Source organism: Limnobacter sp. SAORIC-690, from assembly GCF_002954425.1.
Lineage (GTDB): Bacteria > Pseudomonadota > Gammaproteobacteria > Burkholderiales > Burkholderiaceae_B > Limnobacter > Limnobacter profundi.
Genome location: NZ_MQVZ01000001.1, coordinates 2,106,527 through 2,120,409, shown reverse-complemented (window position 1 = coordinate 2,120,409; position 13,883 = coordinate 2,106,527). Strand labels below are relative to the sequence as shown.

10 protein-coding genes and 1 pseudogene are annotated in these 13,883 nt (G+C 52.8%); 7 read left to right on the top strand and 4 right to left on the bottom strand.

Annotated elements, in window-relative coordinates; genetic code table 11:
• Nucleotides 1-84: 84 nt before the first annotated feature.
• From BSZ31_RS10120 to BSZ31_RS10110, 3 genes are read left to right on the top strand one after another with little or no spacing between them, the layout of a single operon-like run.
• Nucleotides 85-1,500 carry a circularly permuted type 2 ATP-grasp protein gene (locus tag BSZ31_RS10120; protein WP_105028653.1) on the top strand — a complete coding sequence of 472 codons (1,416 nt, stop codon included), beginning with the start codon at nucleotides 85-87 and terminating at the stop codon, nucleotides 1,498-1,500.
• 12 nt (nucleotides 1,501-1,512) lie between these two features.
• A complete protein-coding gene (locus BSZ31_RS10115; RefSeq protein ID WP_105028652.1) occupies nucleotides 1,513-2,472 on the top strand; it encodes an alpha-E domain-containing protein in 960 nt (319 codons plus the stop codon).
• A complete protein-coding gene (locus tag BSZ31_RS10110) occupies nucleotides 2,469-3,272 on the top strand; it encodes a transglutaminase family protein (RefSeq protein ID WP_105028651.1) in 804 nt (267 codons plus the stop codon). Before BSZ31_RS10115 ends, BSZ31_RS10110 begins: the two co-directional genes overlap by 4 nt.
• Before the next feature lie 722 nt (nucleotides 3,273-3,994).
• Here BSZ31_RS10110 and BSZ31_RS10105 read toward each other — a convergent pair.
• Nucleotides 3,995-4,762, bottom strand: coding sequence for a 3-hydroxybutyrate dehydrogenase (locus BSZ31_RS10105; RefSeq protein ID WP_105028650.1), 768 nt, complete (start codon nucleotides 4,760-4,762; stop codon nucleotides 3,995-3,997).
• A gap of 84 nt (nucleotides 4,763-4,846) precedes the next feature.
• On the opposite strand from BSZ31_RS10105, the pseudogene BSZ31_RS10100 reads away from it, so the two are divergent.
• Both BSZ31_RS10100 and BSZ31_RS10095 read left to right on the top strand, forming a co-directional pair.
• Nucleotides 4,847-5,706, top strand: a pseudogene (locus tag BSZ31_RS10100) (alpha/beta fold hydrolase).
• 30 nt (nucleotides 5,707-5,736) lie between these two features.
• The gene (locus tag BSZ31_RS10095; protein WP_105028649.1) at nucleotides 5,737-8,031 is read left to right on the top strand and encodes a bifunctional (p)ppGpp synthetase/guanosine-3',5'-bis(diphosphate) 3'-pyrophosphohydrolase; all 2,295 of its coding nucleotides are present in this window, start codon (nucleotides 5,737-5,739) and stop codon (nucleotides 8,029-8,031) included.
• Nucleotides 8,032-8,058: 27 nt separating this feature from the next.
• On the opposite strand, the gene BSZ31_RS10090 is transcribed toward BSZ31_RS10095, so the two are convergent.
• Together BSZ31_RS10090 and ppk1 are read right to left on the bottom strand one after the other, a co-directional pair.
• Nucleotides 8,059-8,727, bottom strand: a complete 669-nt coding sequence (locus BSZ31_RS10090; RefSeq protein ID WP_146106661.1) for a hypothetical protein — start codon at nucleotides 8,725-8,727, stop codon at nucleotides 8,059-8,061.
• 77 nt (nucleotides 8,728-8,804) lie between these two features.
• Nucleotides 8,805-10,943, bottom strand: a complete 2,139-nt coding sequence (ppk1, locus tag BSZ31_RS10085; RefSeq protein WP_240605684.1) for a polyphosphate kinase 1 — start codon at nucleotides 10,941-10,943, stop codon at nucleotides 8,805-8,807.
• 144 nt (nucleotides 10,944-11,087) lie between these two features.
• On the opposite strand from ppk1, the gene ppx reads away from it, so the two are divergent.
• Nucleotides 11,088-12,587, top strand: coding sequence for an exopolyphosphatase (gene ppx / locus BSZ31_RS10080; protein ID WP_105028646.1), 1,500 nt, complete (start codon nucleotides 11,088-11,090; stop codon nucleotides 12,585-12,587).
• 21 nt (nucleotides 12,588-12,608) lie between these two features.
• Here the strand turns inward: ppx and BSZ31_RS10075 are convergent, their stop codons facing one another.
• The gene (locus BSZ31_RS10075; RefSeq protein ID WP_105029827.1) at nucleotides 12,609-13,397 is read right to left on the bottom strand and encodes a GNAT family N-acetyltransferase; all 789 of its coding nucleotides are present in this window, start codon (nucleotides 13,395-13,397) and stop codon (nucleotides 12,609-12,611) included.
• Nucleotides 13,398-13,663: 266 nt separating this feature from the next.
• Here BSZ31_RS10075 and BSZ31_RS10070 point away from each other — a divergent pair, with 266 nt between their 5' ends.
• On the top strand, nucleotides 13,664-13,873 hold the full coding sequence (locus tag BSZ31_RS10070; protein WP_008251850.1) for a cold-shock protein: 210 nt from the start codon (nucleotides 13,664-13,666) through the stop codon (nucleotides 13,871-13,873).
• The last annotated feature ends 10 nt before the right edge of the window (nucleotides 13,874-13,883 follow it).

Here is a 13,883-nt window from a genome sequence, read left to right as displayed (position 1 = left end):
GGCTGTGCGCGACACAATCAGCCTGCATGCGCTTGGCATGCTTCTTGTTACTTCAAGACTACACAGAACAGGAATAATCAACTTATGTCATCAACACCCTTCGACGAAATGTACACGCCAAGCGGTGAAGTTCGCCCGCATTATCAGGACTTTTCGCGTTGGCTTGAGATGCAATCCTCTGAAAAATTGCAGAACAAGCGTGCGGAAGCCGACCTTATTTTCAGAAGGGTGGGAATTACCTTTGCCGTGTACGGCGAAGAATCTGGTACCGAAAGGTTAATTCCATTCGATATTGTGCCGCGGGTAATTAAAGCGTCTGAATGGAAAACACTTGAAGCAGGTTTGCGCCAGCGTGTTCAAGCCTTGAACATGTTTTTGAAAGACATCTACAACGAACAAAAAATTCTGGGCACTGGGCTTATTCCGCCTGAGCAGATTTTCAACAACGAGCAGTATCGCCCTGAAATGCAGGGTGTGAAAGTGGCCGGCGACATCTATGCCCACATCGCTGGTGTGGATGTCGTGCGCGCTGGGGAAGGCGAGTTCTATGTGCTCGAGGACAATCTGCGTGTGCCGTCAGGCGTAAGCTACATGCTTGAAAACCGGAAAATGATGATGCGCCTGTTTCCGGAACTGTTTGCACGCAATCGCGTGGCCCCGGTTGAACATTATCCCGACAATCTGCTTGAAAACCTGCGTTCGGTTTCACCCCAAAACAGCAGCGACCCCACCGTGGTGTTACTGACACCGGGCATGTACAACTCGGCCTATTTCGAACATGCATTTCTGGCTCAACAAATGGGCATTGAACTGGTGGAAGGCAAAGACATGTTTGTGGATGAAGAAGTGCTTTACATGCGCACCACACAAGGTCCCAAACGTGTTGATGTTATTTACCGCAGGCTGGATGACGATTTTCTTGACCCACTGGCATTCCGCGAAGATTCACAACTTGGCGTGCCTGGTCTGCTTTCTGTTTACCGGGCGGGCAATGTGACCCTTGCCAATGCAATTGGTACCGGTGTGGCCGACGACAAATCGATTTACCCCTATGTGCCCGACATGATTCGTTTTTATTTGAGCGAAGAACCCATTATTCAAAACGTACCTACCTGGCAATGCCGAAAACCAGATCAGTTGAAAGAAGTATTGGCCAAACTACCCGAGTTGGTTGTGAAAGAAGTGCACGGCGCAGGCGGCTACGGCATGTTGGTGGGCCCGGCATCTACCAAAGCACAAATTGAAGACTTTCGTCAGAAGCTGATTGCAGACCCTGCAAAATTCATTGCCCAACCCACTTTGGCCTTGTCAACCTGCCCAACTTTTGTAGAACAGGGCTTGGCCCCCCGCCACATTGATCTTCGGCCCTTTGTATTGTCGGGCAGCAAAGTCAGCCTGATCCCTGGTGGACTAAGCCGGGTGGCACTGCGAGAAGGATCGCTTGTGGTGAATAGCAGCCAGGGCGGCGGCACCAAAGACACCTGGGTACTGGAACGATAAGGAGCAAACACCATGCTGAGTAGAACTGCTGACCATTTGTTCTGGATGGCCCGTTACATTGAACGCGCCGAGAACACCGCCCGCATGCTTGATGTGAATGTGCAAACCGCCCTGCTTCCGCAAGATCCTGAGAATGCAGAACAAGGCTGGCGAGCCATGCTGTCGATTTGTGAACTGACCGAAGCATTTGCAAAAAAACACGATGAGGTCAGCGCAGAGGCCGTGATCGACTTTATGGTAAAAGACCCCAACAACCCCTCCAGCATTTACTGCTGCCTTCAAGGTGCCCGCGAGAATGCACGTGCCGTGCGTGGTGCGTTGACCACCGAAGTTTGGGAAACCAACAACACCACATGGCTTGAACTAAAGAAAGTATTGGCTGACGGCACGGTTGAACGCGACCCCTCTGAGTTCTTTGAGTGGGTGAAATTTCGCAGTCATTTGTCCCGTGGTGTCACCATTGGCACCATGTTGAAAGACGATGCATTCCGGTTCATTCGCCTGGGTACGTTTCTGGAACGTGCAGACAACACCGCACGATTGTTGGATGTGAAGTTTCACAGCATGCCTTTTAGCCCCTTGGCCAATTTGAGCACTGCTGACCCACATGCCGATTATTACCACTGGGCCGCCATTTTGCGCTCGGTGTCTGCTTTTGAAACTTACCGAAAGGTATACCGGGATGTAATCACGCCCGACCGCGTTGCTGAATTGCTGATCCTGCGCGACGACATGCCTCGCTCTCTGTTGGCTTCATTGAATGAAGTGTGTGCCAACCTGGAAATGATTCGGAACGATTACTCGGCCAACACAGAGCGTCGGGCAGGCAAGCTTCGCGCTGAGCTTTTGTACAGCCAAATCGACGACATTCTGCAAATGGGTTTGCATGCCTACCTGACCAACTTTCTTGAACGCGTCAATGATTTGGGCAACCGGATCAGCAAAGATTTCCTGGTACCACTTGAGGCATGAAACTGCGCATTCAACACCACACCACCTACCGTTACACCTGGCCCGTGCTGTACAGCATTCAGCACGTGCGCCTTACCCCGCAGCAAGACGACAAACAACGTATTATTGACTGGAAAATAAGAACACCTGCAAAACATCACAGTGCCTGCGACCATCATGGAAACTCGGTGCAAACATTCTCGGTGAACCAGCAGCACAGGGAACTGACGGTGCAGTCCTATGGCCATGTAGAAATTGATCCACTCGATGATGGTTACGTGCCCCTGCAGCCATTGTCGCTCAATCCATTGGTGTACACCCCCACTACGCCGCTTACGCGTTTCAGTGATGAAATGCGTGAATTCGCGAGTTTTGTGACGGACAAACACATTCCTTTTACCCACAGGATATTGACTCTGGCCCATGCAGTGGCGGACCGTGTTGTGTACACCAAAGGCAGCACCACCGTGGCTGATTCGGCGATGCAGGCGTTTGAAAATGGACAAGGTGTTTGCCAGGACCATTCTCATGTGATGCTGGCGTGCCTGCGAGCACATGGCATTCCTGCGCGATACGTGAGCGGCTACTTTTTCAATCCCAATGTGGAGCAGCACGACAGCCACGCCTGGGTCGAAGTGTTCGATGAAAACCGCCAGCAGTGGCTGGGGGTGGATGCAACGCACAAATCGTTGGTGCAGGGCAATCACTGCCGCCTGGCAGTGGCCAAAGACTTCACAGGTGCCTCTCCAATTCGTGGCATTCGCACCGGGGGTGGGCAAGAGACCCTTGACGTCCAAGTAACCATTGAACGGGTTGGTTAGATCGCCAGCTGGTTTTATAGCCAGATTGGCTTGGGTTCCGATCTCTCGGAGCATTCTTGGTGGCTCAATCGGCTTGGGTTTCGATCTCTTGGAGCTTATTAACCGCCCATTCGGCTGGGTTCCGATCTCTCGCCAGAAAACCTGTATTTCCCTTTTTGATATTCACCCTGACTCACCTCGCTCGGCAAAAGGGCGGGCCGAGTCTCGGCGCCGGCCCATGGCCGACCGTGGCGGGTGAATTCAAACGGGCAGGTTTTCTTGAAGGCGAGGCGATCGAAACACCGCCGCCGATTGGGCGATGAAATCAGCCGTGAGTTGCGTGGTGAGGGAGATTCGCCAGTGCCGATTGGACGATGAAACCAGCCGTGAGTCGCTCGGAGGTGGCGAGGCGCTGAACTTGCAGATGGGCGCACTCTGCGGGTTTGAGCCAACTCGGCAGTGGGATTGCTTGGGGCGCACTTCAAGAAAACCGCCCCGTTTGAGTGGATTCGCAGCGGTCGGCTACAAGCCGACACCGAGACTCGGCCCGCCCTTTTGCCGAGCGAGGTGAGCAAGAATCCATTCAACAAGGGATCAAGCAGTTTTCTGTGCGACACGAGCAACCCACGCAGAGTTGGCCAAAAACCCCAGCACGCCCCCTTAAGGTTTAGCCCCATAGTCACTGGCCCAGTACGGCACAAGCAACCCACGCCGAGTTCAGCAAATAACCGCAGTGGCGACGCTTACTGCGCCACCCACCCGCCGTCCATGTTCCACGCCACGCCCCGCACTTCCTGCGCATCATCGGAACACAAAAACACCACCAAACCACCCAACTGCTCTGGCGTTACAAACTCTTGCGAAGGTTGTTTTTCACTCAACAAACCTACTTTCGCTTCTTCAACAGAGACACCTTCCCGCACCGCACGTGCATCCACCTGTGCCTGCACCAATGGTGTTAGCACCCAGCCTGGGCACACCGCGTTACAGGTAATGCCTGTTTTTGCATTCTCCAAAGCGACTACCTTGGTCAGCCCCACGATACCGTGCTTGGCAGCGACATAGGCCGACTTGTTGGCCGAGGCCACCAAACCATGGGCAGACGCAATATTCACAATTCGCCCCCAGTTGCGTGCCTGCATTCCCGGCAACACCAAGCGAGTGGTGTGAAATGCCGCACTCAGATTGATGGCGATTACCGCATCCCATTTGGCAGGATCAAAACTTTCAACCGGGGACACATGCTGAATTCCTGCATTGTTCACCAGCACATCCACTTGGCCAAACAACTGCTCAGTGCTTTTGACCAGGTCCTCTACTTCGGCCACTTTGGTCAAATCGGCACCGTGGTAACCCACCTTCACACCGTACGCAGCAACGCTTTGTTTGGCCGCTTCAATTTGCTCTGGTGTGCCAAAACCATTCAACATCACATTCACACCCTTGGCCGCCAAACGCTGGGCGATGCCCAAACCGATACCACTGGTTGAGCCGGTGACCAACGCATTCATGTTCTTAAAATCCACGGATGAACCTCTTTCGATAATGAAACTCTGAAATACTGATTAAAACAATTTAATGGAGGGTATTGAACAATGCTGACAGCGCGCTTGCACACGGTGCAATGGTTAAGTCCACATGGTTTACACAAATTAGCCTACCGCGAATGGGGCGATCCCGACAACCCACATGTGTTGTTGTGTGTTCATGGCCTAACCCGCAGCAGTGCTGATTTTGAAACAATGGCCCAGGACCTTGGAAAAGACCTGCGCGTGGTGGCTGCCGACATGCCAGGTCGGGGAGCATCCGATTGGCTGCCCGATGCTGCCCTGTACGGCGTGCCCACCTACGTAAGCGCTGCGTGGCCCTGGTCGCCCGCTTGAATGCCGGCACGCTGGATTGGTTTGGCACTTCCATGGGCGGCCTGATCGGCATGGCTTACGCAAGTTTGCCCAATAATCCGATTCGAAAACTGATACTGAACGATGTCGGCCCGAGCCTGAGCTTTAGCGCGCTGCAGCGCATTGGCGACTACGTGGGGAAACCCGTTGAATTTCAAACACTTCAAGAGGCAAGGCAATACATTCGCACCATATCGCAACCCTTTGGTCCCCACACTGAATCGCAATGGAATGAATTGTGCGACTCGGTACTGGTCGAAAAAAACGGACATTGGCAACCCCACTATGACCCAGCGATCGGCCAGGCGTTTCAAAACCTGTCAGAATCCACCACCTTGCTGCATGAAACAGCCCTGTGGGCTGCATTTGACGCCATCAAGGCCGACACATTGGTGGTGCGCGGAGAACATTCTGATCTTCTGTCAAAACAGACCGTGGCGGAAATGAGTCAACGTGGTCCCAAGCCACGCGTTATCGAGGTGCACGGCGTTGGTCATGCCCCTACTTTCATGCAGAACGAGCAAATTAATATTGTTCGCGATTTTTTGTTTTAAACTGGTCTTAACGAATCCACCCAAATACACATGGTTTCAGTTTCATCAACACTGGGCTCCGAGAAAAAAGGCAGCGCTTCTGCGCCAGCCCTGGTGTTGTTGAACAAATTTGACGCGGCCCGAGTCGAAGAAGCACTGAATTACGCAAGGCTTCACGCGGCTGACCATATTCTGGACACCCAAGAACCCGCTATTCAACACATGTTGGCTGTGGCCGACCTGTTGGCGGAGTTGCGTGCCGATGCCAACACCCGCATTGCAGGTGCCTTGGGGCCACTGGTGTTTTTTGACAAACACCTTGAAAGCCAAATGGAGAAAAAGTTTGGTGATGAGGTGGGCCGCATGCTGGCCAGCCTGCGCAAGCTTTTCAAAATGCGATCCATGGTAGGGCCCAGCGCCACGCGCACCACCATTGAAACCCTGCGGTGGGCCGACCAAATTGAAACCTTGCGCAAAATGTTGCTGGCCATGTCCACCGACATTCGCGTCATCATGATCCGTTTGTGTTCCCGACTCCAAACCTTGAGGCACTTCACCAGCCACGAGGACATCAAAAACGAGAAAGGCCCTCTGTGGCCTTATGCGGTGTCGCATGCGCAGGAAACCCTCGATCTCTACGCCCCCCTGGCCAACCGCTTGGGCCTGTGGCAGTTGAAGTGGGAACTCGAAGATTTGTCGTTCCGCATCTTGCAACCCAACACGTACAAAAACGTGGCCAAGATGCTGGATGAAAAGCGCGTCGAACGTGAAGCGTTCATTGAATCGGCCATGGCCAGCATCAAGGAAAATTTGTTGCTGGCTGGTATTCATTGTGAAATCAGCGGGCGTCCAAAACACATTTACAGCATCTGGAACAAGATGCGCGGTAAAGGCATTAGCTTCGACAAGCTGTACGACGTGCGCGCATGCCGTGTGATTGTAGACACAGTCGATGACTGCTACACCGCATTGGGGATTGTTCACAATTTGTGGACACCCATACCTGAAGAATTCGACGACTACATCAGCAAGCCCAAGCCCAATGGCTATCAAAGCTTGCACACCGTGGTACAGGACGAAACAGGCAAAACGCTGGAAGTGCAAATTCGCACAGAAGCCATGCACCAGTTTGCTGAATATGGTGTGGCGGCGCACTGGCGCTACAAAGAATCGGGCAAGGACGGCTACACCGGCGAAAGCCGGGCAGAGGGCCAGTTTGAAGAGCGCATTGCCTTGTTGCGACAACTGTTGGCCTGGCAAAAAGACGTCACCGACACCATGGGTGAAGCCAGCGACTGGGCGCAGGAAATGAAAACCAGCGCGCTGAACGATCGCGTGTATGTATTCACACCGCAAGCCAAAGTGGTTGAATTGCCCACTGGCAGCACGCCACTGGATTTCGCCTACCACGTGCACACCGAATTGGGCCATCGTTGCCGCGGTGCCAAGGTCAACGGGCAAATGGTGCAACTGAACACGCCCCTGGACAATGGCCAAACGGTTGAAATTGTGAGTGCTCGCGGCGATGCAGCCACCGGTCCCTCGCGCGACTGGCTGAACCCCACGCAAAAGTACCTGATCAGCCACCGCGCTCGTCAAAAGGTAAAGCAGTGGTTCGCCCAGCAAGAACGCAAGGAAACACTTGAACGCGGCCGTGCGATTGCTGAACGTGAACTGCAACGCATCGGGCAGACCGCACAAAACCTCGAGCTATTGGCCCAAAAGCTGGGTTACGAAAAACCCGACGATTTGTACGTCGCGCTGGCCCGTGAAGAAATACGGCCACGCGCCATTGAAAACGCATTGCGCGCCGACCTGCAACCCGCCGGACCTTTGTCCGAGGAAGAACAGGTTGAAATACTCAACAAACGCAAACCGGGCTCTTCTGGTAACTCCGCAGGCAAGGAATCGGGCGTGCTGGTGGTGGGTGTCAGCACACTAATGACCAACCTGGCGCGATGCTGCCGCCCTGCCCCACCCGATCCGATTATTGGTTTTGTTACCCGCGGCAAAGGTGTGTCTATTCACCGGCTGGGTTGTTCCAACCTGGCCGAGGTGATGCGCCGCCAACCCGAACGGCTGATTGAAACCACTTGGGGAGAGTCCTCGGGTTTGCACTACCCCGTGGACATTGCAGTAACCGCGAACGACAGGCAGGGTTTGTTGCGCGACATCACAGAAGTATTTTCAAAAGACAAAATCAACGTGATTGGCGTACAAACTGAAACCCAACGCGGCATTGCCAAAATGCAATTCACCGCCGAGGTAAGCAGCGGTGAGCAGTTGCGTGGGGCACTGACTCACCTGCTGGAAATCAACGGGGTGTTTGAAGTACGGCGGCGTTAGTACCCACAATGCCAATCCGATAAATCATCAGGGCTTATTACCCTCAGGAGAAGGCAAACCTTGCTTGGGTGCGGGTGCTGGTTGCATTGCTTTGATGTCCGCCTTTTTCGGGAAAAAACGACAACATTTCTCAGCGACTTCCCTGAATTGTTTCAAACGACCGTCAATATGAGCATACATACCGCCGCAAACGGCAGTTGGAATTAATGCCGTAATGCCCAGTGAACCGCTAACACTGCCGACTATCGTCCCCGCATTGCTGCATGTCATGGATGAAAGCAAACCAACTCCCGTCAATGCCGCCGCGAGGTAACCACTGACTTGATAACACTTTTTGAGTGTTGCCAAAGGCTTTGTTTTCTCAATTGAATCAATCGACGCCTTTTCCTGTGTGATGCAATCCTCATAATTCAAACCCTCTGCATAGGAATCCAGAATGCCTGACTTACAAATCGAGTCGTAATCGTAAGGCTCCGGTACGGTTGGCTGGTCAGCCGATTGCAGCAAACGCCGGTCATTCGGGAAACTCCGAACACCAGCGGCCTGCGCGCCACCAGACAAAGCGAGCGCTAAAACACCCGCGGCTTTGACCAAATGCAACAGACTCGGAGAACGAGCCGATCGACTTTGAGCCGTATGACTACGGGCGTCAACAGACGATTGAGAAGATATATTCACGCTTGAAACTGCGGTCATTTGGATGTCCTTTAACAAGGTAAAAAGGACTCCTCGGTAACTTTTTGTTTTAGCGTAGTTCCATTTAATTTAATCAATCAAACAGGATTGCTTGAAACAGGTTCGCTCTGCTCCACAAAACTGGCCGCAAGTGTACTCAACAAATAATTCTGTGAATTCATTCGACGTGCGCCTGTCGGCTTTCGGCGGACATAATTGCCATTGGAGTCCATGGTCCACGCCAAAATGTTGTCCGCCAGTAAAGCCTTCAAACCCTCATCAATTACCCGTTTCTTCAATTTTTTGTCGGTCACTGGCACGGCCAGCTCCACGCGCCGGAAGAAGTTTCGGTCCATCCAGTCCGCGCTGGAAATGTACACCTCTTCTTCACCATCGTTGCTGAAGTAAAATACGCGGCTGTGCTCCAGCAAACGGCCAACCACTGAACGCACGGTAATGTTGTCGCTCAAGCCCGGTACGCCTGGGCGCAGCGCACAAACTCCCCGAACAATCAGATCAATTTTCACCCCAGCCTGTGATGCGGCGTACAGTTCATTGATCAGGTGCGGCTCCAGCAAGGCATTCATGCGTGCCATGATTCTGCTCTTTTTGCCGGCCTTGGCCAGTTCGGCTTCTTTGCGCACTGCAATCACCACATTGCTGTGCAGGTTGAATGGTGAATTCCATATTTTGTTCAGTTTGCGGGCACGGCCCAAACCCGTCAGGTGATTGAACACCTCGTGCACGTCGTGGCCCAGCGATTCATCGCAGGAAAACAAGCCGAAGTCGGTGTACAAACGTGCCGTTTTTGGGTGGTAATTGCCTGTACCCAAATGGACATAACGGCGCAGCATCACCTTGCCTGTTTCAGTTTTTTCACGGCGAACCACCATCAACATTTTCGCGTGTGTTTTCTGGCCAACCACGCCATACACAACGTGTGCACCCACGCGCTCCAGCTTCGAGGCCCAGTTGATGTTGGCTTCTTCATCGAAACGGGCCATCAGCTCTAACACCACTGTCACTTCCTTCCCACTGCGCGCGGCAGCCAACAGGCTGTCCATCAGTACCGATTCAGTGCCGGTGCGGTAAATGGTTTGCTTGATCGCGACCACATCGGAGTCGGTCGCTGCTTTTTTGATGAATTCCAGCACTGGGCTGAAACTTTGATAGGGGTGGTGCAACAGCACATCACCTTTTTGAATCGCCTTGAATATATCGGGCTGCTTCACCAGCGCGTCGGGTCGACCTGGAGCAAATGGCGTAAATTTCAAATCGGGACGATCCACCCAATCGGGCAACTGCATCAGCCGAACAAGATTCACGGGGCCGTTGACCCTGTAGAGGGCCTGTTCGGGCAGTCCAAACTCTTTCAACAAGCGGGCAGTCATGTCGGGCGAGGTTTGGTCGCTGACTTCCAGACGTACCGCATCCCCAAAGTGTCGTTGCGACAATTCACCCTGCAAAGCCACACGCAAGTTGGTGATTTCTTCTTCGTCCACATACAAGTCGCTGTTTCGGGTGACACGGAACTGATACACACCATGCACCTCCATGCCCGGGAACAGTTCTGGAATAAAGGCTTGCAAAATTGAGGTCAACATCACAAAACCATGCTGGTAACCAGACAGGTTTGATGGCATTCGAACCAGACGTGGCAAAGCCCTGGGTGCCTGCACAATCGCCACATTCGATGCGCGCCCGAATGCGTCATGACCCGTCAATTCAACGGCAAAGTTCAGGGATTTGTTCAGCACTCGCGGAAACGGATGAGCTGGGTCAAGCCCGATGGGCGTCAACACCGGCAATACTTCGTGCCTGAAATACTGGCGGGCCCAATGGGCCTGCTCTTCATTCCAGGTGGCCAGGGTCATCAGGGCAATGCCCTCGTCCCGCATGGCTGGTAACACCGATTCATTGAGCAAACGGTACTGCTGTTCTACGATTTCTTGCGAGACAGTGGATACCTTGTGCAGGGTTTCAAGTGCGCTGAGGCCATCCTTGTCCATGAACTCAGGGTTTTGACGAATCTGCTCTTGCAAACCCGACACCCGAATCTCAAAAAATTCATCCATGTTGCTGGACACAATACACAAGTACTTCAAACGCTCCAGCAAAGGCACGCTTTGGTCTTCTGCCATGGCCAAAACCCGGCGGTTAAACGCCAAAACACCCAACTCGCGATTTAAATACAGTTCTTTGTTCGGTGCTACATCAGAGACAGCGGCAACTTTCAAACAATACTCCATGTATAAGTGAAACTCTTCAAATGTTATTTCAAAATTGTGACAAACATTTGAAAGTGGTCAAATGACCACAAACAAAGCCAGTGTGCTGCATTTGTGGCATCCTAGCGCCTGACCTGAAACACAGAACAAACAATGTCCAAGCAACGCCAGTTGATTGCAGCCGTAGACATGGGTTCAAGCAGCTTTCGCATGATTGTTGCACGCGTAGAAGAACTCAACGGTCAATCTCAAATTTACATCATCGACACCCTGCGCGAACCCGTCCGCTTGGGTGCGGGCCTGAACGCCCAAAAGTACCTGGACGATGCTTCCCAAGAACGCGCCCTGGGTGCACTGAGCCGCTTTGGAGAACGCCTGCGCTCTTTCAAACCCGGAGAGGTACGCGCGGTGGCCACCAACGCGGTACGCGTGGCTCGCAATGCTGTGGAATTTATCGGCAAGGCCGAGGCGGCCCTGGGCTTCCCGATTGATGTCATTTCAGGCGTGGAAGAAGCCCGCTTGGTGTACTGCGGCGTGGCCCATCAGTTGCCAATCGGTCAGGGCAAACGCCTGGTGGTCGACATCGGTGGTGGCTCTACAGAATTCATCATCGGTGAAGACTACGAACCCGAGGCCATGGAGAGTTTGTACATTGGCTGTGTCAGCACGGCACAACAGTACTTCGCTGACGGCAGTATCAGCCCCCGCGCCATGAAAAACGCGGTGATGGCAGCCCGCAAGGAAGTGGCTGTGCTGCGCCGCCAGATGCTGGACATGGGCTGGACCCACGCTATTGGTTCTTCAGGCACGGCAAGGGCTTTGGCTGAAATATGTGTATCCAACGGATTTACGCAACATGGCATGTCTGCGGAGGGTTTGCACCTGATTCGCGAACATGTTTCAGCCGCAGGCCACCTCGACAACATCACCCTTGAGGGATTGAAAGTGGATCGCCTGCCCATGATGCCTGGCGGCCTGGCTGTGATGAGTGCAGTATTTGAAGAACTTGAAATCGAGCACATGGATGTGACTGACGGCGCGCTGCGCCAAGGTTTGCTCTATGACATGTTGGGCCGCCAGCACAACGAAGACATGCGCGAAATTACAGTGGCCCAGTTTCTTCACCGCTACAAAATTGACAGCAAACATGCCGGCAAAGTCAAAGTACTTGCCGAGTTGTTGTTCAAGCAACTGATGAAGCAACTGCCCGAGTTAAAAGAACAACTGCCCATGCTGCATTGGGCAGCCATGTTGCATGAAATTGGCTTGTCGATTGGTCACAACGGCCACCACAAACATGCGGCATACATTCTCAGCAATGCGGACATGCCCGGGTTTTCAAAACGGGAACAACAGCTGCTATCCACTTGGGTATTGGCCCACAACGGGAAACTGGGCAAGGTCAGCGACATTGCCAATACCGCTGTACATTGGGCTGCGCCCATGTGCTTGCGCCTTGCCGCGCTTTTTTTGCGCCGCCGGGAAGTCGAGGCTTTGCCAGAGCTCAAGGTGAAACTGCTTGAACAAGGCATTCAAATGAGCGTGCCGAAAAACTGGCTGATCACCCACCCCTTGACGCAATACAGCCTTGAAACCGAGGTTGAACAGTGGCAGCGAATCGGGCTGCAACTTGAATTACTGACCCGGCGCTGAGGCCGGGCCCTTCAAGCCCGCCTAGATGAAGCCGAAGTGCCTGGCGTAACGTGGGCTCATGCGGTCAATCGACAACAACATCATGAAATCAGCGGTGTTGAAATCGGGATCCCAGGCTGGCTCGCCACACACCACTGCGCCAAGGCGCAAGTAACCCTTCACCAAGGGTGGTGGTTCAATTTCCACATCGCAACGCAAGCGTTCCACTGGCAAGCGGTTCTTGGGGAATACCTGGCAACTGGCTTCGGCCAGGTGTGGCTCAAGCTGCTTGAACAGGCTGGCAGCCTGGTGGCCACCGTCCCGCAGGCTTACACTGGCGCAACCAATCAGGTGTTTGTAACCACCCAGTTTCATGTATTGCGCAATACCGCTCCACAACAACATGATGGCCGCGCCATTGCGGTAATCGGGGTGTACGCAAGAGCGGCCTACTTCCACCGTTGTTTTGCGAAGCCGTTCAATGCGATTCATGAAAAACTCGGTTTCAGAGTACCAGCACTTCAAGCGCGCCGCATTTTCTGGCGCGAGAATGCGGTAGGTACCCACCACCTCGCCGGTTTGGCTGTTTCTTACAAGAAGGTGATCACAGTAGGCATCAAACACATCATGATCAATCCCGTTACTACCCAGATCTGCACCATATTCTTCAGAAAAAATATTGAAACGTAGTTTTTGGGCTTCCAGCACCTCAGCAGCTGTTTTGGCCAGACAAACCTCCAACGAAGGGGCCTGTGCACGCGCGGGCGTACTTAGGTACAAGGCATTTCTCAAGGCATCTTGCTTGGTGACATCGTGCTTGATCGCTTCCATCCAAGGGTCCATTTGTCATTTCGATGACACGAAATGTACGGACTGCATGTGACAGAGCTATAAAAGAAATATGAAGAAAAGGTGACTGAACTGAAAATGTTGCTTGACAAGCCTGAGGAAAAGCCTAAACTGACTTCAGCAAAAAAAATTTGGCGCTACTTCAGGTCAGTTCAATTCAGGCAAACCGCTTAAGCAATAGTTCTGTTTCTCGAATTTCACCCAGTTTTTTAGCTATTTTGTTCAATTCAGAAATCCAGGATATTGCTATGTCTGATACCGTAACCGGTCAAGTTAAATTTTTCAACGAATCCAAAGGCTTTGGCTTCATTTCCCGTGAAAACGGTCCTGACGTGTTCGTACACTTCAGCGCCATTCAGGGCAACGGCTTCAAAACCTTGGCTGAAGGCCAGAAAGTGTCTTTCACTGTGACTCAAGGTCAGAAAGGCCCACAAGCTGAAAACGTAACAGCGCTGTAATACTCGCGCC